10 protein-coding genes are annotated in these 20,972 nt (G+C 73.6%); 9 read left to right on the top strand and 1 reads right to left on the bottom strand.

Translation table 11 applies throughout. From position 1 onward, the window contains the following. Positions 1-44: 44 nt before the first annotated feature. A complete protein-coding gene (locus tag ACWD04_RS11170) occupies positions 45-1,277 on the bottom strand; it encodes a cytochrome P450 (RefSeq protein ID WP_451130449.1) in 1,233 nt (410 codons plus the stop codon). Positions 1,278-1,634: 357 nt separating this feature from the next. Here ACWD04_RS11170 and ACWD04_RS11165 point away from each other — a divergent pair, with 357 nt between their 5' ends. The 9 genes from ACWD04_RS11165 (at position 1,635) to ACWD04_RS11125 (ending at position 20,864) form a co-directional block, all read left to right on the top strand. Further along, the gene (locus ACWD04_RS11165; protein WP_451130447.1) at positions 1,635-2,552 is read left to right on the top strand and encodes a proline iminopeptidase-family hydrolase; all 918 of its coding nucleotides are present in this window, start codon (positions 1,635-1,637) and stop codon (positions 2,550-2,552) included. A 65-nt stretch (positions 2,553-2,617) separates the two neighbouring features. Beyond that, positions 2,618-3,553 carry an ACP S-malonyltransferase gene (locus ACWD04_RS11160; RefSeq protein WP_451130445.1) on the top strand — a complete coding sequence of 312 codons (936 nt, stop codon included), beginning with the start codon at positions 2,618-2,620 and terminating at the stop codon, positions 3,551-3,553. Between the two features lie 36 nt (positions 3,554-3,589). Then, a complete protein-coding gene (locus ACWD04_RS11155) occupies positions 3,590-3,841 on the top strand; it encodes a phosphopantetheine-binding protein (RefSeq protein WP_451130443.1) in 252 nt (83 codons plus the stop codon). Positions 3,842-3,866: 25 nt separating this feature from the next. Beyond that, positions 3,867-5,435, top strand: a complete 1,569-nt coding sequence (locus tag ACWD04_RS11150) for an AMP-binding protein (protein ID WP_451130559.1) — start codon at positions 3,867-3,869, stop codon at positions 5,433-5,435. Next, positions 5,432-6,958, top strand: coding sequence for a class I adenylate-forming enzyme family protein (locus ACWD04_RS11145; protein ID WP_451130441.1), 1,527 nt, complete (start codon positions 5,432-5,434; stop codon positions 6,956-6,958). Before ACWD04_RS11150 ends, ACWD04_RS11145 begins: the two co-directional genes overlap by 4 nt. Further along, the gene (locus ACWD04_RS11140) at positions 6,955-8,193 is read left to right on the top strand and encodes a type III PLP-dependent enzyme (protein WP_451130439.1); all 1,239 of its coding nucleotides are present in this window, start codon (positions 6,955-6,957) and stop codon (positions 8,191-8,193) included. Before ACWD04_RS11145 ends, ACWD04_RS11140 begins: the two co-directional genes overlap by 4 nt. Beyond that, on the top strand, positions 8,193-8,642 hold the full coding sequence (locus ACWD04_RS11135) for a cobalamin B12-binding domain-containing protein (protein WP_451130437.1): 450 nt from the start codon (positions 8,193-8,195) through the stop codon (positions 8,640-8,642). Before ACWD04_RS11140 ends, ACWD04_RS11135 begins: the two co-directional genes overlap by 1 nt. Next, positions 8,639-9,928: a methylaspartate mutase gene (locus tag ACWD04_RS11130; protein WP_451130435.1), complete on the top strand. Its 1,290-nt coding sequence runs from the start codon at positions 8,639-8,641 to the stop codon at positions 9,926-9,928. Before ACWD04_RS11135 ends, ACWD04_RS11130 begins: the two co-directional genes overlap by 4 nt. Positions 9,929-10,007: 79 nt before the next feature. Continuing rightward, a complete protein-coding gene (locus ACWD04_RS11125; RefSeq protein ID WP_451130433.1) occupies positions 10,008-20,864 on the top strand; it encodes an SDR family NAD(P)-dependent oxidoreductase in 10,857 nt (3,618 codons plus the stop codon). Positions 20,865-20,972: the final 108 nt, after the last annotated feature.

Raw genomic sequence — 20,972 nt, 5'->3', positions numbered from 1 at the left:
GAACGGAACGGTGGGGGAAGGGATGCGCGGCGAGTCGTCCGGCGTCACCAGGTGACGGGCAGCTCGTACAGGCCCCAGACGATGGCGTCGTCCTTGAACCGCAGCTCCTCGGCCGGCGTGGCCAGGCGCAGCGTCGGTACCCGGCGCAGCAGCGTGGAGTAGACGACGTCGAGTTCCATCCGGGCCAGGTTCTGGCCGACGCACTGATGGACGCCGTATCCGAAGGCCACGTGGCTGCGGGCCTCGCGGCGCACGTCCAGCCGGTCCGCGTCGGGGAAGACACGCTCGTCGTGGTTGGCGGCGTTGTTCAGCGGCAGGATGCCGTCACCGGCGCGGATGGTGACACCCCCCAGGTCGATGTCCTCCATGGCCACGCGCGCCGTGCCGGCGTCCGAGATGGAGAACAGCCGCAGCAGTTCCTCCACCGCGCGCGGCATCAGCTCGGGCTCCTCGCGCACGGCGGCGAGCTGATCCGGGTGCTCCAGCAGGGCCAGCACACCCAGCGCGATCATGTTCGCGGTGGTCTCGTGACCGGTGACCAGCATCAGCTTGGACATGCTGACGATGTCGGAGTGCTCCACCGCCGGGGTCTCCCGGTTGAACGCGATCAGGCGGCTGATCATGTCGTCGCCGGGCTCGCTCTCCTTCGCGGTGACCAGTCCGTCGACGTAACGGTCCAGCTCGTAGTGGGCGATGCCCCGTTCCTCGTCGCTGACCTCGTGGTTCATGATGGCCCACGCCCACTGCTCGAACCGGGCGTGGTCCTCGTAGGGGACGCCGAGCAGTTCGCAGATCACCAGGGACGGTACCGGCAGCGCGAGAGCCGTGACGAGATCCACCGGACTGTCGCAGCCCTTGGCGAGCATGTCGTCGATCTGCTCGTCCACGAGCTCCTGCACCCGGGCGCGCAGCTCGCGCATGCGGCGCACACCGAACTCAGGTGCCAGCATGCGGCGTTGCACCGTGTGGTCCGGCGGATCCATGGACAGGAAGGTGAGCGGCACCGACTGGAGCGTCTCCTCCGGCACCGGCACCTGGAGCGGGTAGCCGGGCAGCTTCAGATTGGCGCTCACCCGCGAGTCGCCGAGCAGCTTCTTGTACAGGTCGTGCTGGGTGACCAGCCAGGTCGGCTTGCCGTTGACCTTCAGCCGCGCCCGGGAGACCGGTTCGTTCTCGCGCAGCTCGGTGTAGGCGGCTGGCGGACTGAAGGGGCAGGCCCGGCGCATCGGAAACTCCGGGAGGGCGTCCTCGTTGGCCGCTTCGGCAGGTGCAGTCATGGTGTCCTCTTCGCACGGGAGGGAGCGAGACGCGCCGTTCACCCGGGGGAGGGCTCTGGGCTCGGCGCCGGCGCGGTCCGCCGGCCGTTTCCCGCACGCTAGGGAGCGGGGCCCGGGGCGGCCCACCCCTACGCGCCCCTAGCGGCGCGGGCCCCGGCGGGGTACGGCCGTGGTACCCGTCACTCCCCGTACCACTAGGGGCGGTTAGGGGTCCGTCGAACGTCTGGGCGACGGTTAGCGTCGGCTGCGGACCACGGCGGAAGCACGGTTCGCCCAGCGCCACACGCTCCGCGGTCCCGGCCGGATCTCCCTGACCGGACGGCCGCCGCACTCCGCAGCCGAGTAGAGGTGATCAGCGTGTCCCCGAAACCCAGTGCGCAGGGTCTCGTACCCAGCGTCAAGGGCACCGTCCCCTTCGGGGAGTACCGGACCTGGTACCGGGTGACCGGCGAACTCGGGGCGGGACGCCCTGCGGTCGTCGTCGTGCACGGCGGCCCCGGCAGCACGCACGACTACCTGCTGTCGCTGGCCCGCCTGGCCGAGGCCGGCTGGCCGGTCGTCCACTACGACCAGCTGGGCAACGGCGGCTCCACCCATCTGCCGGACAGCGCACCGGACTTCTGGACGGTGGACCTCTTCCTTGACGAACTCGACAACCTCGTACGGGAACTGGGCATCGCGGAGGACTACGTCCTGTTCGGCCAGTCCTGGGGAGGCCCGCTGAGCGCCCGGCACGCCATGGACCGCCCGCCCGGCCTACGCGGCCTGGTCGTCGCCAACGCGCCCGCCTCGTACCCCATCTGGCTGGAGGAGATGGCGCGGCTGCGGGCCTCCCTGCCGCCGGACGTGCAGGAGGCCCTGGTGCGGCACGAGACGGCGGGCACCTACGACAACGAGGAGTATCTGGCGGCGATGCGTGTCTTCTACGACCGCCACGTGTGCCGCCTCACCCCGTGGCCCCGCGACTTCCTCTCCTCCTTCATGGAGATCTACAACGACCCCACGGTCTATTACGCGATGAACGGCCCCACCGAGTTCCACGTGATCGGCTCCCTGAAGGACTGGTCGATCGTCGACGGACTGGACACCATCCGCACGCCCACCCTGCTCCTGAGCGGACGTCATGACGAGGCCACCCCGGCTGTCGTCCAGCCCTACATGGACCGCGTCCCCGGGGCCCGCTGGGAGATCTTCGAGGAGTCCAGCCACCTGCCGCACCTGGAGGAACCGGACCGGTTCTTCGAGGTGCTGACCGACTTCCTCGCCGGCCTGTGACACATCACGCCACGACGCCGGACCGAGCGTCGCAGACCACCGTGAAAGGGGGCGGGGACACCGCCATGGCGTACGACACCGCTCTCGTCTTCCCCGGCATGGGGCCCGTTCCGTTCGCCGAGGTGGGCCGCTTCATGGTCGCCGATCCCGTGGCCCGGGACCTGGTCGCCGTCGCCGACGACGCCCTCGGCTACTCGCTGGTGGACGCCTTCCGCCGATCCGAGGGCGACTACTCGGAGGCCGCCCAGGTCGCGTTCTTCGTGAACTGCCTGGCCAGCGCCTACTGGGCGTGCGAGCACCTGGACATCGCCCCCGACATCGTGGCCGGCCCCAGCTTCGGGGAGAAGGCGGCCCTCGCCTACACCGGCGCCCTCGACCTGCCCGACGCGATCCGGCTCACCGCCGAGATCGCGCGGTGCCTCGAGGCGTACTTCGCCGACCACCACCGGGACATCGTCACCCTGTCCTTCGTCCGCGCCCCGCGCGAGGAACTGGACGTGATCCTCGCCGAACTCGACGAGGCCGGGGAGTGGCACGAGATCTCCTGCCACATCGACGACGGCTTCTGGATGGTCTCCCTGGCCGAACGGCGGGTGGAGTGGATGCAGGAACGGCTGCGCGGCATCGGCAGCCTTCCCCTGTACACCATGCGTCCCCCCATGCACGCGTCGGCGTTCGCGCCGCTGCGCGCCAAAGCGGAACGCGAGGTCATCTCCCGCTACACCTTCGCCGATCCCGCCCTGCCGGTCGTCGCCGACCAGGACGGCAGGCTGCTGCACACGGGCGAGGAACTGCGCATCATGCTGCTCGACAGCTTCGACCACCCGATGAACTGGCCGAGCGTCACCACGGCGCTGCGGGACGCCGGAGTCCGGCGCCTCTGCGTCGCGGGACCCGACAGCCTTTTCGGCCGGGTTCCCGGCACCACCCGCACCTTCGAGGTCGTCGCCGCGCATCCCCGCCTGGCGATGACCCCCCGGCGCCGTCCGCGCGCCGCCTGACCCGCCCGATCCGCCCTATCCGCAGGAGGCACACCCATGTGGGACGACCAGTTCGAAGAGATACTCCGCACCTTCCTGCCGTTCCTGCCCCCGCAGGAGCCGCTGACCGCCGACGCCGAGCTGAAGGACCTCGGCTTGGACTCGCTGGGCATGGTCCAGCTGCTCGGCATGCTGGAGGAGGCGTACCAGGTGCGCTTCCGCGACAGCGCCCTGACCATGGACACCTTCCGTAGCGCGGGCGCGCTGTGGGAGACCGTCGAGGGCATGCTCCAGCGCACCACGAGCTGACGGGACGGACCCCTTGGACCCCACCATGGACGGAGCCCTGTCCGGACGGTTCCTGCGCGGGCTGGCCCTGGCGCCCGACCGGCCCGCGCTGCGGGCCGACGGCGCCGCCCCCACCTACCGCGAGCTGCACGAGCGGGCCCTCCTGCTCGCCGGCTCCCTGCTGGCCGGTCTCCCCGACCAGCCGCCCGCCGTGGGCGTGCTGGCCGGCAAGGGACCGTCGGCGTACTCGAGCCTGCTGGCCGGCCTCTACAGCGGGGTAACCGTCGTCCCCCTTCAGCCGGCCTTTCCCGCCGCCCGCACCCGGCAGATGATCGAGGCCGCCGGCGTGGGCGCCCTGCTCGCCGACGACGACGCCCTGCCCGCGCTGACCGCGCTGCACGAGGACGGCGTCACCCTGCCCACCCTGTTCGCCCCCGGCGGGCAGCCGATGCCGGCGCTCACCGTCGACCCCGACAGCGCGCTGAAGGCACCGATGCCCGCCCGCCCGGACGACATCGCCTACGTGCTGTTCACCTCCGGCTCCACCGGACGGCCCAAGGGCGTGCCGGTCACCCACGCCAACACCGCGCACTATTTCTCACTGCTCGACGAGCGGTACGACTTCAGCCCCGAGGACGTCTTCTCACAGACCTTCGACCTCAACTTCGACTGCGCGATGTTCGACCTGTTCTGCGCCTGGGGCGCCGGAGCCACCGTCGTACCGGTCCCCGCGCGGGCGTATGCGCGCCTGCCCGAGTTCGTGGCCGAGCAGGGTGTGACCGTGTGGTTCTCCACCCCCAGCGCGGTCACCCTGGTGCGGCGCACCGGCGGCCTCGCACCCGGTGCGCTGTCCTCACTGCGCCGGAGCTTCTTCGCTGGGGAGGCGCTCAGCTGCCAGGACGCCGAGGACTGGGCGGCCGCGGCTCCCGGAACGGTGCTGGAGAACCTCTACGGACCGACCGAGCTGACCATCACCGTCACCGCGCACCGCTGGCAGCCGGGCCACCGGCACCTGCACGGCATGGTGCCGATCGGGGCCGTGCACGAGGGCCACGCGGTACTGCTGCTGGATGCCACCGGCTCGCCGAGCACCACCGGCGAGGGCGAACTGTGTATCGCCGGGCCCCAGTTGACACCCGGCTACCTCGACCCGGCGGACGACACCGGACGCTTCGTGGAACGGGACGGCCTGCGCTACTACCGCACCGGCGACCGGGTCCGCAGCACCGACGGCGACGGCTTGCTGTATCTGGGCCGCCAGGACGCCCAGGTCCAGGTGCACGGCATCCGGACGGAACTGGCCGAGGTCGACGCCGCCGTACGTGCCTGCCCGGGCGTCGAGGACGCGGTGACCGTCGCCGTCCCCGTGGACGGCACGGTCGAACTCGCCGTCTTCCACACCGGCGACCCGGTGCCGCCCGCCCGGCTCGCCCGCCACCTGCGGGAACTGCTGCCGGCCGCGGTCGTCCCCCGGGCCTACCACCACCTGAACGCACTCCCGCTCAACCCCAACCGCAAGACCGATCGCAGGAAGCTCGCCTCCCGCGCCACGGCTCTGCGACAGCAGCAGACCGGGGCCGGGAGCAGGACCGAAGGACGGCAGGAGTCGCAGTGAACGGTCAACCGACAGCGCAGGCCCGTACCGACGCCCGGGTGCACGACCTGCTCGACGAGGCCACCGCCGAGCACCCCGACGCGGCGGCGGTCACCGACGGCACCGGGCGATGGACCTACCGGGAGCTCACAGCCTGGAGCCACGCCGTCGACGCGTGGCTCCAGGCCCAGGGCATCGGACACGGCGACCGGGTCCTGGTGCAACTGGCCAGCACCCGCGAGCTCGTCGCCCTGCTGTACGGCACCGCCCGCCGCGGTGCCGTCCTCGTCCCCGTCAACACCGGCATGAAGGACTACCACCTCAGGGCCGTCGTCGAGAACTCCGAGCCCTCCCTGGTGGTCGTCACCGATCCTGCCGTGGCCCGGGTCTCCGCGCTCGCCGAGCCGGTCACCGTCCTCGGCCTGGACGAGGTCTGGCAGGCGGTCACCGGCCTGCGCGACAAGGAGGCCCGGGGCGACGGTGCTCCCGTCCACAGCGACGACCTCGCCGTCCTCGTCTACACCTCCGGCTCCACGGCGGCCCCCAAGGCCGTCGTCTGCCCGCACGGCCGGATGGTCTTCGCCACCGAGGCCATCAACCTCGAACTCGGCTACCGCCCCGACGACGTGGTCTTCTGCCGCTTCCCCATCTCCTGGGACTACGGCCTCTACAAGGTGCTCCTCACCGCGGCCGGCCGCAGCGAAATCGTGCTCGCCGACGGCGAGTCCGACCTGGTGCTGCTGCGCCGCATCCGGGAGACCGGGGCCACCGTCGTACCCATCGTGCCGTCCCTGGCCACCATGATCTGCGCGCTGGCCGAACGCGAACCACGGCAGGACTCCACCGTCCGCATGTTCACCAACACCGGAGCCGCGCTGCCGAAGCCCACCGCCGACGGGCTCCGCACGGCCTTCCCCGGATCCGAGGTGATCATCCAGTTCGGTCAGACCGAGTGCAAGCGTGTCTCCGTCCTGTCGCCCGACCAGCAGGACGCCCGGCCCGAGTCGGTCGGCCGTCCGCTGCCCGGGACCCGGGCCTTCGCCGTCGACGACGAGGGCAACCCGCTGCCCCCCTGGCAGACCGGGGAGATCGTCGTCGAGGGCCCCCACGTCATGCCCGGTTACTGGCGCGCGCCGGAGCAGACCGCACGCGCCTTCCGGCCCGCGCCCGACGGCGGACTGCGGCTGCACACCGGCGACTTCGGGCACGTCGACGAGGACGGGTTCCTGTACTACGAGGGCCGCCGGGACGACATGTTCAAGCACAAGGGCGTCCGTATGAGCACCACCGAGATCGAGGCCGCGGCCACGGACGTACCCGGTGTCCGCGCCGCCGCGGTCCTGCCACCCGCTCCCGGCCGCGCCCTCGCGGTGTTCGCCGAGGGCGACATCGACCCGCACGAGCTCCTCATGGAGCTGTCCCTGCGGCTGGAGCCCGCCAAGGTGCCCGGCGTCAGCCGTGTCGTCGACGAACTGCCGCTGACCGCGCACGGCAAGCACGACCGCAAGCAGCTCGTCAGCCTTCTGGAAGGAACCACGCCGTGACCGGTACCACCGACCTCGCCCGGCGCTTCGGCACCCCCTCCTACGTCTACGACCTGGACCGGGTCGCGGCGGCGCGGGACGAACTGTTCGCCGCGCTGCCCGACGAGGTCGCCGTGTACTACGCGGCCAAGGCCAACCCGCATCCCGAGATCCTGCGCGAGATGCGAGCCGGCGGCCCCCGCGTCTGCCGCGCGGAGATCAGCTCCGTCGGGGAACTCGACGCCGTCCTGCGGGCCGGCTACGAAGGCACCGAGATCCTGTACACCGGCCCGGGCAAGACCACCGAGGAGCTGGCCGAGGCCATGACCCGGGGCGTGCGGACGTTCTCCGTGGAGTCGCCCGGCGACCTGCGGCACGTCGGCGAGACGGCCGTGCGGCTCGGCATCACCGCCGACTGCCTGATCCGGGTCAACAACGCCACCGGAGCCGCGGCCACCAGCATCCGCATGACCGGGGTGCCCTCGCAGTTCGGGTTCGACGGCGAGACCTTGCCCGCCCTCGCAGCCGAACTGCGCGACGTACCCGGCACCACCCTGGCCGGACTGCACTTCTTCCCGCTGAGCAACGCCAAGGACGAGGCGAGCCTCATCGCCGAGTTCCGGCACACCATCGCCGCCGCCGCCGCACTCCAGCGGGAACTGGGCGTCGACTTCCGCATCGTCGACCTCGGCGGCGGCTTCGCCGCACCGTACGCGGTACAGGGACGGCGGCCGGTCTACGGCGCACTGCGAGACGCCCTGGCCACGTCGCTCGACGAGCACTTCCCGGGGTGGCGCGACGGCGCCCCGCGCATCGCCTGCGAGTCGGGACGGTACCTGGTCGCCGACAGCGGCACCCTGCTCACCAGCGTCGTCAACGTCAAGGACAGCCGCGGCACGCGCTACGTCGTCCTCGACGCCGGCATCAACACCTTCGGCGGCATGTCCGGCCTCGGTCGCATCCTGCCGGTCTCCGTCGAGCCGCACGAATCCGTCGGCACGGACGGCGTCCCGGCCCACCTCGCCGGACCGCTGTGTACGCCCGGCGACCTGCTCGGACGGCAGGTCCCGCTGCCCGACCCGGCCCCCGGCGACCTGCTGACCGTCCCCAACGCCGGTTCCTACGGACCCACCGCGAGTCTCCTGATGTTCCTCGGCAGGCCCGCCCCCGCGGAGATCGTCGTCCGCGGCGACGACCTCGTCTCCGTCTCCCGTATCGAGCACACCCGAACCTACGAACACGGACAGGCCCTGTGATGAGCAATTCCTCCACCCCCACCCCCGGCGACCAGCCCGTGCTCGTGGCGGGCGGCATCTCCGACTCGCACACCTGGAACCTGGTCTACCTCCAGCTCCTCATCGAGGAGCACGGCCACCGGGTGGTCAACCTCGGCCCCTGCGTCCCCGAGGACCTGCTGATAGGCGAGGCCCTGGCGTGCGACCCCGCACTGGTCGTGATCAGCAGCGTCAACGGGCACGGTTACCACGACGGCATGCGCACAGTCACCCGGCTGCGCGAGCACCCCGGCCTCGGCGGCGTGCCCGTCGTCATCGGCGGCAAGCTGGGCATCGCCGGGCCCTGCGGCAAGGAAGAGGCGGCCGCACTGCGCGCGGCCGGCTACGACGCGGTGTTCGAGGAATCCGCCGACGGCGTCGCGGCCTTCCGCCGGATGCTCGACGCGCTGCCCCAGCGGGCCCTGGTGTGACCGGTGCCGGATTCGGCGCGTTCGTGCGCCGGGCCCACGACGCCGGCCGGCTGGTGGTGCAGCCCCGGATGGGAATGAGCAGCCCGCAGCGCATGCGCGCCGGGCTGCTCGCCACCCGGGACGCCGACGCGACGACCGTCGGCACCCTCACCCTGGACAGCTACACCCGGGTCGGCGACCTGGAGTCGGCACAACTCGCCGTCCTCGAAGGGGTCGACCTCAACGGCTATCCGCTGGTGAGCCACGAAACGGCCACCACCCGCCGGGTCCTGGACCGCATCCACGGCCCGCAGTTCCCGGTGCAGGTGCGGCACGGCTCGGCGGCGCCCCAGCACATCTTCCGGGCGCTGACGGCCGTGGGGCTCGACGCCTCGGAGGGCGGGCCCGTCTCCTACTGCCTCCCCTACGGCAGGGTGCCGCTGCGCGAGTCCGTCGCCCACTGGACGGAATCCTGCGAACTGTTCGCCGCGCTCCGCGAGACCGGCGCCGAACCGCACCTGGAGACCTTCGGGGGATGCGTGCTCGGCCAGCTCTGCCCGCCCGGCCTGCTCGTCGCAGTCAGCGTGCTCGAGGCGCTGTTCTTCCGACGGCACGGAATCCGGAGCATCTCGGTGAGTTACGCCCAGCAGACGAATCAGCGACAGGACTCTGAAGCGGTCGCCGCGTTGCGCAGCCTGTGCACGCGGTTCCTTTCGGACACCGAATGGCACGTCGTCGTCTATGCCTACATGGGATTGTTCCCGGAAACCGACCACGGCGCCCGTCGACTGCTCGCGCAGGCCGCCGAACTGGCCGTAGAGAGTGGTTCCGAGCGCCTCATCGTGAAAACCGTCGCGGAATCCCGGCGCATTCCGTCGGTGGCGGAGAACGTGGCCGCGCTGGAATACGCGGCAGCGGTCGCCGCGCGCACCGAGCCGGATCCTTTGGAAGGCACCGGGACAGAGACGTACGCCGAGGCGTACGCGCTGGTCGACGCGGTGTTGAACCTGGACGACGACCTCGGCACCGCACTGCTGAGGGCGTTCGCCGAGGGCCGGCTGGACGTGCCCTACTGCCTGCATCCGGACAACGCGGGACTGAGCCGGAGTTACATCGCCGAGGACGGCCGGCTGCGCTGGTCGGACGTGGGAAAGATGCCGCTGTCCGGCGTCACGGACCGCCGCCCGGCCCACACCGTCACTTCCGCGGAACTGCTCGATTCCCTGTCCTATGTCCGGCGTTCGTTCGACCACAACGTCCCCCTGCGGGCGGGGGATTCGCCCGGACCGGCCCCTAGGGGTGCCTAAGGGTGTGGCCTTTCCGGGGTCGTCATTACGGTGAGAAAAAAGGTGGAAAACGGTGTCGGTCGAAAGTGGAGATGCGTGGATGAACGGGCCCGGATCCGAATCAGCCCTGGCGCGACTGCTCGCCGAGGCCGCACCGACGCAGCACCGCAGGCTGGTGACCGATCTGGTGCGTGCCGCCGTGACCGAGGCGGTCGAGGCGGCCCGGCCGGGCACCTCGCAGACCCTGGACCCGTCCGTACCGCTGGCGGAACAGGGACTCGACTCGCTCGCGGCGGTGGACCTGCACCGGAGGCTGACCGAGCGGACCGGCCTCGACCTGCCGGTCGGCCTCGCCTACGACTGCCCCACCGTGCGCGACCTGGCCGACCGGCTGCTGGCCGGGAACAGGGCCGCTGACGACACCCCGCCGGAGCCGGCCGGTGACGGCCGCGCCGACGAACCCGTGGCGATCGTCGGCATCGGTTGCCGCTTCCCCGGCGGCATCGAGACGCCGGACGACCTGTGGCGCCTGCTGAGCGACGGCGGCGAGGTGCTCTCGGGCTTCCCCCAGGACCGGGGCTGGGACCTGAAGCAGCTCTTCGACGAGGACCCGGACGTCCCCGGCAGCTCCTACGCCCGCACCGGCGGGTTCCTCGACACGGCGACCGAGTTCGACGCCGAGTTCTTCGGCATCAGCCCGCGCGAGTCGATGGCCATGGACCCGCAGCAGCGGCTGATCCTGGAGACCTCCTGGCTGGCCCTGGAGGACGCCGGCATCGACCCCACCACGCTGCGCCGCACCGCGGCCGGCATGTTCTTCGGGGCCGAGGTGCAGGAGTACGGTCCGCGCCTGCACGACGCACCGGACGGACTCGACGCCCATCTGCTGGCCGGCAACGCCTCCAGCGTCATCTCCGGCCGCGTCGCCTACGTACTGGGCACCGAGGGACCGGCGGTCACCGTCGACACCGCGTGCTCCGCCTCCCTGGTCGCCATCCACCTGGCCTGCCGCTCGCTGCTGCAGAGCGAGTCTTCGCTGGCTCTGGCCGGCGGGGTGGCGGTGATGGGCGGACCGGGTGTCTTCACCGCGTTCAGCAGGCAGCGCGGTCTGTCCACCGACGGCCGCTGCAAGGCCTTCGCCGCCGCCGCGGACGGCACGGGCTTCTCCGAGGGCGTAGGCGTCCTCGTCCTGGAGCGGCTCTCGGACGCCCGCCGCAACGGCCACCGGGTGCTCGCCGTCGTCCGGTCCTCCGCCGTCAACCAGGACGGTGCCTCCAACGGGCTCACCGCTCCCAACGGCACCGCGCAGCAGCGGCTGATCCGCCGGGCGCTGGCCGAAGCCGGACTCGGCCCCGCCGACGTCGACGTGGTGGAGGCGCACGGTACGGGCACCCGCCTCGGCGACCCCATCGAGGCGACCGCGCTCCTGGCCACCTACGGGCAGGGCCGCCCGGCCGGAGCCCCCCTGCTGCTCGGCTCGGTCAAGTCGAACCTGGGGCACACCCAGGCCGCCGCGGGCGTGGCCGGCGTGATCAAGACGGTCCTCGCCATGCGGCACGGCCAGGTACCGGCGACCCTGCACGTCGACGCCCCCACCGCGCACGCCAACTGGGCGTCCGGAAGCGTGGAACTGGTCACCGAGCCGAGACCCTGGCCGCGGACCGACCGTCCCCGCCGGGCGGGCGTCTCCTCCTTCGGAGTCAGCGGCACCAACGCACACGTCATCCTGGAGCAGCCGGACGCCGGGGACCGCGCCGACGACCCGGACGGTGTCCGGGCCCCGGATGCGGAGGCAGCGCACGCCGCTCCAGGGAACGCCCCGGAGGCCGCCCACGAGGCTGCCCGTGAGGACGCCACCGACGGCGTCCCGGTCCCGCTCGCCTTCCCGCTGTCCGCACGCGGCGAGGCCGCCCTGCGGGCGCGCGCCGCCGACCTGCTGCCACTGGCCGACACCACGGAACCGGCCGACCTCGCCCACGCTCTGGCCACCACCCGCGCGGCCCTGCCCGACCGGGCCGTCCTCGTCGCCGCCGACCGGGGCGAGCTGTTGGAGGCGCTCAACGGCGTGGCCTCGGGCAGTACCCCTGCCACCGTGCGGACGCCCGGCGAACTCGGCTTCCTGTTCACCGGTCAGGGCAGCCAGCGCCCCGGCATGGGCAGCGAACTCGCAGCCGCGTACCCCGCGTTCGCCGACGCCCTCGACGACGTATGCGACTACTTCGACCTCCAGCTCCCCAAGCCCCTCAAGAGCATCCTGTTCGCCCGGCCGGGCACACCCGAGGCGGACCTGCTGCACCGCACCGAGTACGCGCAGCCTGCCCTGTTCGCCGTCGAAGTCGCCCTCCACCGCCTGCTGGAGAGCTGGGGGATGCGCCCGGACCACCTCGCCGGACACTCCGTCGGCGAGATCGCCGCCGCGCACGTGGCCGGAGTCCTCACCCTTCAGGACGCCACCATCCTGGTCGCCGCGCGCGGCCGGCTCATGCAGGCCCTCCCCGAGGGCGGTGCCATGGTCGCGGTCCGCGCCGGTGAGAGCGACGTCGCGCCGCTGCTCACCGAGCGCACCGGCATCGCCGCCGTGAACGGCCCCGCCTCCGTCGTGATCTCCGGCGACCAGGATGACGTGGAGCGCATCGCCGGCGAACTCGCCGCCCGCGGACACGACACCAAGCGCCTGCGCGTCAGCCACGCCTTCCATTCGCCGCTGATGGAACCGATGCTGGCCGAGTTCCGCCGGGTCGCACAGGTACTGGACTACGCCGAACCCACCGTGCCGGTCGTGTCCACCGTGACCGGCGCCCCCGTCGGCGCCGAACTGCGCGATCCCGAGTACTGGGTGGAACACGTCCGCGCCCGGGTCTGCTTCCACGACGCCGTGCGGTGGCTCGCCGACGCCGGCGTCCGGACGTTCATGGAGATCGGCCCCGACGCGGTGCTGACCGCCATGGGACCGGACTGCGTCGACGCGCCCGGCACCGCCTTCCTGCCGGTGCTGCGGCGCGAGCGGCCGGAGGCACGCGAGGCCGTCACCGCGTTCGCCGCCGCCCACGCCCGCGGCGTTCCCGTCGACTGGGCACGGCACTACGCCGGCCAGGACGCCCGCCGCGTCGACCTGCCCGGCTACCCTTTCCAGCGGCGTCGCTTCTGGCTGGAGCCGGGCACCTCCGCCGACGCGGCAGGCCTGGGGCAGATCGCGGCCGGACACCCCCTGCTGGCGGCCGTGGTCGCGGTCGGCGCGGAGGGCGTCGTCCTGACCGGACGGCTCTCCACCCGCACCCACCCCTGGCTCGCGGAACACGTGATCGCCGGTCGCGTGCTGATGCCCGGCACCGCCTTCGTCGAACTCGCTCTGCGGGCCGGCGACCACGTCGGCGCCACCGACCTGGAGGAACTCACCCTCGGCGCCCCGCTGGTGCTCGCCCCGGACGAGCTCGTCGCCGTCCAGGTGGCCGTCGGCGAACCCGACGACACCGGACGCCGCACCGTCACGGTCCACTCGCGCGCCGACGAGGACGCGCCCTGGACCCGGCACGCGGCCGGCGTGCTCACCGACACCGCCCCGCCGGCTGCCGGCACCGAGCCGGGCGCGTGGCCGCCGCCGGACGCCGAACCCCTGGACACCACGGAGGTCTACGCGGACCTCGCCGACCAGGGCTATGCCTACGGCCCTGTCTTCCAGGGCCTGCGCGCCGCCTGGCGGCACGGCGAGCACGTCCTCGCCGAAGTCGCCCTGCCCGAGGACGCCACCGCGGACGCGGCGCGCTTCGGACTCCACCCCGCGCTGCTGGACGCCGCGCTGCACGCCGCCGACCTCGGCGCCCCGCCGCGCGGCGAGGTGCTGCTGCCGTTCGCCTGGACCGGCGTCCGCCTGCACGCCACCGGCGCCGCGGCCCTGCGCGTACGGATCACCCGGGGCGACGGCGACACCATCGGTCTGCACCTCGCCGACACCACCGGCGCCCCCGTCGCCGACATCGAGGCCATGACCTCCCTGCCCGTACCGGACGACGACGTCCTGTACGCCGTGCAATGGGCGTCGCACCCCCGGCCGGCGACCACCGCGCCCCTGCGCACCGCCGTCCTCGACGGCGCCCCCCACCCGGCCGGCCCGCCGTGTGACGGTCCCGTCGAAGACGCGCTCGCCCGAGCCGTGGACGCGCTGCTCGACGGGCCCGCGCCGGACGCCGTGGTGTACCGCCCGGCCGGGCCTGCGGGCGCCGACGCCGCCGAGGCGCGCGCCCACGTCCTGGGCACCCTGCGCCTGCTGCAGACCTGGCAGTCGGACGAACGGGCGGCCGGTACCCGCCTCGTCCTCGTCACCGCGCCCGGCAGCCCCGCCCACGCCGCGGTACGCGGCCTGGTCCGCTCGGCACAGGCCGAGAACCCCGGCCGCTACGTCCTCGTCGAGCACGACGGCCTGCCGTCCGAGGCCGAGCTGCGCCAGGTGCTCGCCACCGGTGAACCCGAACTCTCCCTCACCGAGGGCCGGTTCGCCGTGCCCCGGCTGGCCGCCGAACCAGCCGCCGCGCCCCGGCCGGCCGCCGACTGGGGCACCGTCCTGATCACCGGCGGCACCGGCGGCCTCGGCGCCCTGCTCGCCCGCCACCTGGTGCGCGCCCACGGCGTGCGCCGCCTGGTCCTCGCCGGCCGCCGGGGGCACGCCCCCGAGCTGCACGCCGAACTGACCGCGCTGGGCGCCGAGGTGACGGTCGCCGCCTGCGACGTCGGCGACCGGGAGGCGCTGCGCGACCTGCTGGCCCGACACCCGGTCGACTCCGTCGTCCACGCCGCGGGCACCGTGCGCGACGGCATCGTCGAGAGCCTCACCGACGACATGATCGACGAGGTCTTCCACGCCAAGGCCGCCGGCGCCTGGCACCTGCACGAACTCACCCTCGACCGGGACCTCTCCCACTTCGTGCTGTTCTCCTCGCTCGCCGCCGTCCTCGACGGACCGGGCCAGGGCAACTACGCCGCCGCCAACGCCTACCTGGACGCCCTCGCCGCCCACCGCGCCGCGCACGGACTGCCCGCCACGGCCCTCGCCTGGAGCCTGTGGGACACCGGCACCGGCATGGGCGCCGCACTGGACGCCGGCGCCCTGGAGCGCCTCGCCGCATACGGCGTCCCCGGGCTGTCCGCCGAACGCTCCCTGCAACTCTTCGACGCCGCCGTCCGTTCCGGCAGCCCCCACCTCGTCCCCGTGGAGATCGACGCCGCCGCCGTACGCCGCCGGCCCGACGGCCCGCCGCCCCTGCTGAGCGCCCTCGTCCGCCCCGTCAGCCGCCGGGCCGCCGCCCGCACCGCGCCCCATCAGGAGCGGCGGATGGCGGAACTGCCCGCCGCCGACCGGGAACGCGCTCTGCTGGACCTGGTCCGCACCGAAGTGGCCGCGGTCCTGCGGCACGACTCCCCGGCCGCCATCGACCCCGGGCGGGCCTTCACCGAGCTGGGCTTCGACTCCCTGGCCGCCGTCGAACTGCGTAACCAGCTCAACACCTTCACCGGACTGCGGCTGCCGGCCACCCTCGTCTTCGACCACCCCACCTCCCGCGCCCTCGCCGACCACATCCGGGACGCCCTCTTCGGCACCTCGCGGCCGGCCGACGAGCCAGCCGCCGTACCGCGCCCCGCCGACGGCGACGACCCCGTCGTCATCGTCGGCATGGGCTGCCGCTACCCCGGCGGCGTCCGCTCCCCGGAAGATCTGTGGCGCATCGTCGCCGACGGCGTCGACACGGTCGGCGACTTCCCCGCCGACCGCGGATGGGACACCGACACCCTGTACGACCCCGAGCCCGGCACCCCCGGCCGTACCTACACCCGTGAGGGCGCCTTCCTCTACGACGCGGCCGACTTCGACCCCGGCTTCTTCGGCATCGGCCCGCGCGAGGCCACCGCCATGGACCCGCAACAGCGCCTGCTCCTCGAGATCTCCTGGGAGGCCCTGGAGCGCTCCGCCATCGACCCGGCGGCCCTGCGCGGCTCACGCACCGGCGTGTTCGCGGGCGTCATGTACCACGACTACGGCACCTGGCTGACCGAGGTCCCCGAGGACCTCGCCGCGTACCTCGGCAACGGCAGCCTCGGCAGCGTCGTCTCCGGCCGGGTGGCCTACGCCCTCGGCCTGGAGGGCCCGGCCGTCACCGTCGACACCGCCTGCTCCTCCTCGCTGGTCACCCTGCACCTGGCCGCGCAGGCCCTGCGGCAGGGCGAGTGCGACCTCGCCCTGGTCGGCGGCGTCACCGTCATGTCGACCCCGGACACCTTCGTCGACTTCGCCCGGCAGCGCGGCCTGGCCGCCGACGGCCGCTGCAAGTCGTTCGCCGCGGCGGCCGACGGCACCGGCTGGGGCGAGGGCGCCGGCATGCTCGTCGTCGAACGCCTCTCCGATGCCCGCCGCAACGGCCACCGGGTGCTGGCCACGGTGCGCGGCTCCGCCGTCAACTCCGACGGGGCCTCCAACGGCCTGACCGCCCCCAACGGCCCCTCCCAGCAGCGTGTGATCCGTGCCGCGCTCAGCTCCGCCGGGCTCACCCCGGCCGACGTCGACGCCGTCGAGGCGCACGGCACCGGCACCACGCTCGGCGACCCGATCGAAGCCCAGGCGCTGCTGGCCACTTACGGACAGGAGAGGACGGACGACGAGCCGCTGTGGCTGGGCTCCGTCAAGTCCAACATGGGGCACACCCAGGCCGCAGCCGGAGTCGCCGGCATCATCAAGATGGTCATGGCGATGCGGCACGGCACCCTGCCGCGCACCCTCCACGTCGACGCGCCCTCGCCCCAGGTGGACTGGACGGCGGGCGCGGTGCGGCTCCTCGCCGACGAGCGGCCCTGGCGGGCACCGGACCGGCCGCGCCGCGCCGGGGTCTCCTCCTTCGGGATCAGCGGCACCAACGCCCACGTCATCCTCGAGGAGTTCACCGGCAGCGAGCCGGAGACCGCGGAGCCCGACCCGGCCACCGCGCCGCCCGTGCTCGCCCTTGCGGTCTCCGCGCGCTCGCCCGAGGCACTGCGCGGCCAGGCCGCCCGCCTGCGGGACCTGACCGGCACCGCACCCGCGGACCTCGGCCTGGCCCTCGCCACCACCCGCGGCACCCACCCGCACCGGGCCGTCGTCCTGGCCACCGACGAGCGGCGGACCGCCGAAGCACTGGACGCCCTGGCCCGCGGACACGAGGCGCCCGGCCTGCTCGTCACCGGTGCCGCCACCGACGGAACCCTCGCCCACCTGTTCTCCGGACAGGGCGCCCAGCGGCCCGGCATGGGCCGTGACTGGTACGACGCCTACCCGGTCTACGCCGAACACTTCGACCGCGTCGCCGAACTCTTCGCCAAGCACCTGGAACGGCCGCTCACCGAGGTGGTCCTCGGCGACCACCCCGACGTACTGGAGCAGACCGCCTACACCCAGGCCGCCCTGTTCACCACCCAGGTCGCCCTCTACCGCCTGCTGGAGTCCTTCGGGGCGCGGCCCGCATGGCTGGCCGGCCACTCCGTCGGTGAGTTCGCCGCCGCGCACGTCGCCGGGGTCTGGTCACTGCAGGACGCCGTGACCGCCGTCGCGGCACGCGGCCGGCTCATGCAGGCGCTGCCCGCGGGCGGCGCGATGATCGCCGTACAGGCCTCGGAGGAGGAGGTGGCGCCGCTGCTGGACGAACGGTGCGGCATCGCCGCGGTCAACGGCCCGCGCGCCGTGGTCGTCTCGGGGGAGGAGGACGCCGTCACCGCCGTCGCCGCGCACTTCGCCACCACCCGGCGGCTGCGCGTCTCGCACGCCTTCCACTCGCCCCGCATGGAGCCCATGCTCGACGAGTTCCGCCGGGTCATGGCGGCCATCCAGGCCGCGGAACCGGTCCTGCCGATCGTCTCCACCCTCACCGGTGTCCAGGCCACGGCCGCCGAACTCGGCTCCGCCGACTACTGGGTGCGGCACGTACGGCAGACCGTGCGCTTCGCCGACGCCGTCGGGACGCTGGCCGCGCAGGGCGTCGACACCTTCCTCGAACTGGGCGCCGCGCCCGTCCTGACGGCCCTGGGCCCGGACTGCCTCCCCGACGCCGAGGGGACCGCGTTCGTCCCCACCGCACGCAAGGACACCGCCCAGGTACCCGGCCTGCTCGCCGCGCTGGCCGCCGTGCACACCCGGGGCACGGACATCGACTGGTCGGTCCTGTACGACGGTTACGAGGGTCGCCGCACCGAACTGCCCACCTACGCCTTCGAGCACCGCCACTACTGGCTGCCGACGACCGCCGCCAAGGGCGACGCCGCGGGACACGGTCTCGCCACCGCCGACCACCCGTTCGTCAGCGCCCGCCTGGACCTGCCCGGCGACGCGGGACTGCTGCTCACGGGACGGATCTCCACCGCCACCCACCCGGTGCTCGCCCAGCACGCCGTGCTCGGCTCGGTGCTGGTACCCGGTGCCGCCCTGGTCGACCTCGCCCTGCACGCCGGCCGGCTGACCGGCCGGCCCGTCCTGGAGGAACTCACCCTCCAGGCCCCGCTGGCGCTGCCCGGGGACGGCGCCGTACGTCTCCAGGTCGCCGCGCGGCCCGACGGCGCAGTGGAGATCCACTCCCGGCCCGAAAACGCCCCCGAGGACGAGGGCTGGACGCGGCACGCGACCGGCACCCTCACCGACACCGGCGCCCTCACCGGCACCGAACCGGCCGCGGGCGGCGCCTGGCCGCCGCCGGGCGCCGTCCCGCTCGACGCCGACGGCCTCTACCCGCGCCTGCACGGCGAGGGCTACGACTACGGCCCCGTCTTCCGCGGCGTACGGGCCGCCTGGCGGCTCGGCGACACCGTCCTGGCCGAGCTGGAGCTGCCCGTCGACGCCCGGCAGGACGCAGCCCGGCACACCCTGCACCCCGCGCTGCTGGACTCCGCCCTGCACGCCACGTCCCTCACCGACGGGGAAGCCGGTGACGACACGCCCGCCGGCACGATCGCCCTCCCCTTCGCCTGGACCGGCGTCACCGCGCACGGCCGGGGGGCGCTCACCGCACGTGTCCGCGTCACCCCGGGCGAGGACGGCACCCGGCTCGACCTGACGGACACCGAGGGCAGGCCGCTGGCCACCGTCCAGTCCTACGTCACCCGCCCCGTCACCGCCGAGCGGCTCACCGGACCCGCGCGTTCGCTCTACGTCAGCGAGGGTGAACCGCTGCCGGAGTCCGCCGGGCGGCCCGAGCGCCGTACCTGGGCCGTGCTCGGCCCGGACGACGCCGGCCTCGGCGTCCCCGCCCACCCCGGCCTGGCCGCGATCGGCGACCCCGTGCCCGACGTCGTCGTCCTCCCGGTGCGCGCCCCGCACGCCGACGGGGAGCAGCTGCCGGAAGCCGTACGCACCACTCTGGACGCGACGCTCGCGACCGTCCAGGAGTGGCTGGGCGACGAGCGGTGGGCCGGCTCCGTGCTGCTGGTGCTCACCGCCGGTACCCTCGCCGACGCCGCCGTGCACGGACTCGTACGGGCCGCGCAGGCCGAGGACCCGGGCCGGATCGTGCTCGTCGGCCGGACCGTGCCCGACAGCTCCGTACCCGACCGCGCCGCGCTGGCCGCCGTCCTCGACTCCGGCGAGCCGGAGGTGCTGTGGCGGGACGGCCGGGCCCATGCCCCGCGTCTGACGCGCGCTGCGGAACCGGACGCCCCGCGCACCGGCCGCCCCTGGGGCACCGTCCTCGTCACCGGCGGCACCGGAGGGCTCGGCGCCCTTGTGGCCCGCCACCTCGTCACCCGGCACGGCGTCACCCGCCTGGTCCTCGCCGGCCGGCGTGGGCCCGCCGCCCCCGGCGCCACCGGACTGGCCCGGGAACTGGCCGCCCTGGGCGCCCACACCGACGTCGTCGCCTGTGACGTCGCCGACCGGGCGGCACTCGCCGCACTGCTGGCGGCCCACCCCGTCGACAGCGTCGTGCACACCGCCGGCGTCCTCGACGACGGGCTGGTCCCCTCGCTCACCCCCGAGCGCCTGGACATCGTGCTCCGGCCCAAGGCGGACGCCGCCTGGCACCTGCACCAGCTCACCCTCGACCGGGACCTGTCCCACTTCGTGCTCTTCTCCTCGGCCGCCGGCACCATCGACGCCGCGGGCCAGGGCAACTATGCCGCCGCCAATGTCTTCCTCGACGCCCTGGCCGCCCACCGCGCCGCCCAGAACCTGTCCGCCACCTCGCTCGCCTGGGGCCTGTGGGCCGGCGGCGGCATGGGGGCCGGCCTCGACCCGGACGACGTACAGCGCATCGAAAGGTCGGGCATCGGCGCGCTCGACCCGGCCGAGGGACTGGAACTGTTCGACGCGGCCCTGGAGTCCGGGCTCCCCGCCCTGGTGCCGGTCCGGCTGGACACCGCCGTCCTGCGCCGCCGCGGTGACGACGTACCCCCCGTGCTGCGCTCCCTGGCCGGTGTCACCGCCCGCGTGGCACAGGACGACCGGGCCCGCACCCTCGGGGAGCGCCTGGCCGGGCTGCCGGAGGCCGACCACGGGCACACCGTGCTCGAAGCGGTCCGCACCGAGGTCGCAGCGGTCCTCGGCCACGACGGACCCGCGGCCGTCGCCCCCCGGCGCGCCTTCACCGAGCTGGGCTTCGACTCACTCGCCGCGGTCGAACTGCGCAACCGGCTCAACGCCGCCAGCGGACTGCGCCTGCCCTCCACCCTCATCTTCGACTACGCCACCCCGACGGCCCTGGCGGACCACCTGCTCGACCGGCTCACCCCGGACTCCGGCCCGGAACCCGCCGGCCCGCGGGGCGACGACGAGGTGCGGGACCTCATCGCCCGGATCCCGCTCGCGAGGATCCGCGAAGCGGGACTGCTCGACGGGCTGCTGAAACTGTCCGGGCCCACCCCGGCCGAGGCCGTGGCCGAGCAGCCCATGGACATCAAGTCCATGGGCGTGGCCGACCTGGTGCGGGCCGCCTTGAACCGCAGCAGCCCCGAGTGATCCGCCCCGGTGCCGGACGACGCGTCGCGTCCGGCACCGGCGATTCGCGTCCGGCGCACCTCCATCGCACCTCCACCGCATCATCAGCGCCGCCGAGTCAGCAGGGAG

It is taken from the genome of Streptomyces sp. NPDC002911 (assembly GCF_053591835.1).
The sequence above is the reverse complement of the archived record's forward strand: the minus strand, read 5'-3'. Positions and strand labels throughout refer to the sequence as shown.

What these genes read in the sequence shown, in the direction of transcription:
- ACWD04_RS11170 (WP_451130449.1), bottom strand. Translation starts at nt 1,277, where the DNA reads ATGACTGCACCTGCCGAAGCGGCCAACGAGGACGCCCTCCCGGAGTTT.
- ACWD04_RS11160 (WP_451130445.1), top strand. Translation starts at nt 2,618, where the DNA reads ATGGCGTACGACACCGCTCTCGTCTTCCCCGGCATGGGGCCCGTTCCG.
- ACWD04_RS11155 (WP_451130443.1), top strand. Translation starts at nt 3,590, where the DNA reads ATGTGGGACGACCAGTTCGAAGAGATACTCCGCACCTTCCTGCCGTTC.
- ACWD04_RS11150 (WP_451130559.1), top strand. Translation starts at nt 3,867, where the DNA reads ATGGACGGAGCCCTGTCCGGACGGTTCCTGCGCGGGCTGGCCCTGGCG.
- ACWD04_RS11135 (WP_451130437.1), top strand. Translation starts at nt 8,193, where the DNA reads ATGAGCAATTCCTCCACCCCCACCCCCGGCGACCAGCCCGTGCTCGTG.
- ACWD04_RS11125 (WP_451130433.1), top strand. Translation starts at nt 10,008, where the DNA reads ATGAACGGGCCCGGATCCGAATCAGCCCTGGCGCGACTGCTCGCCGAG.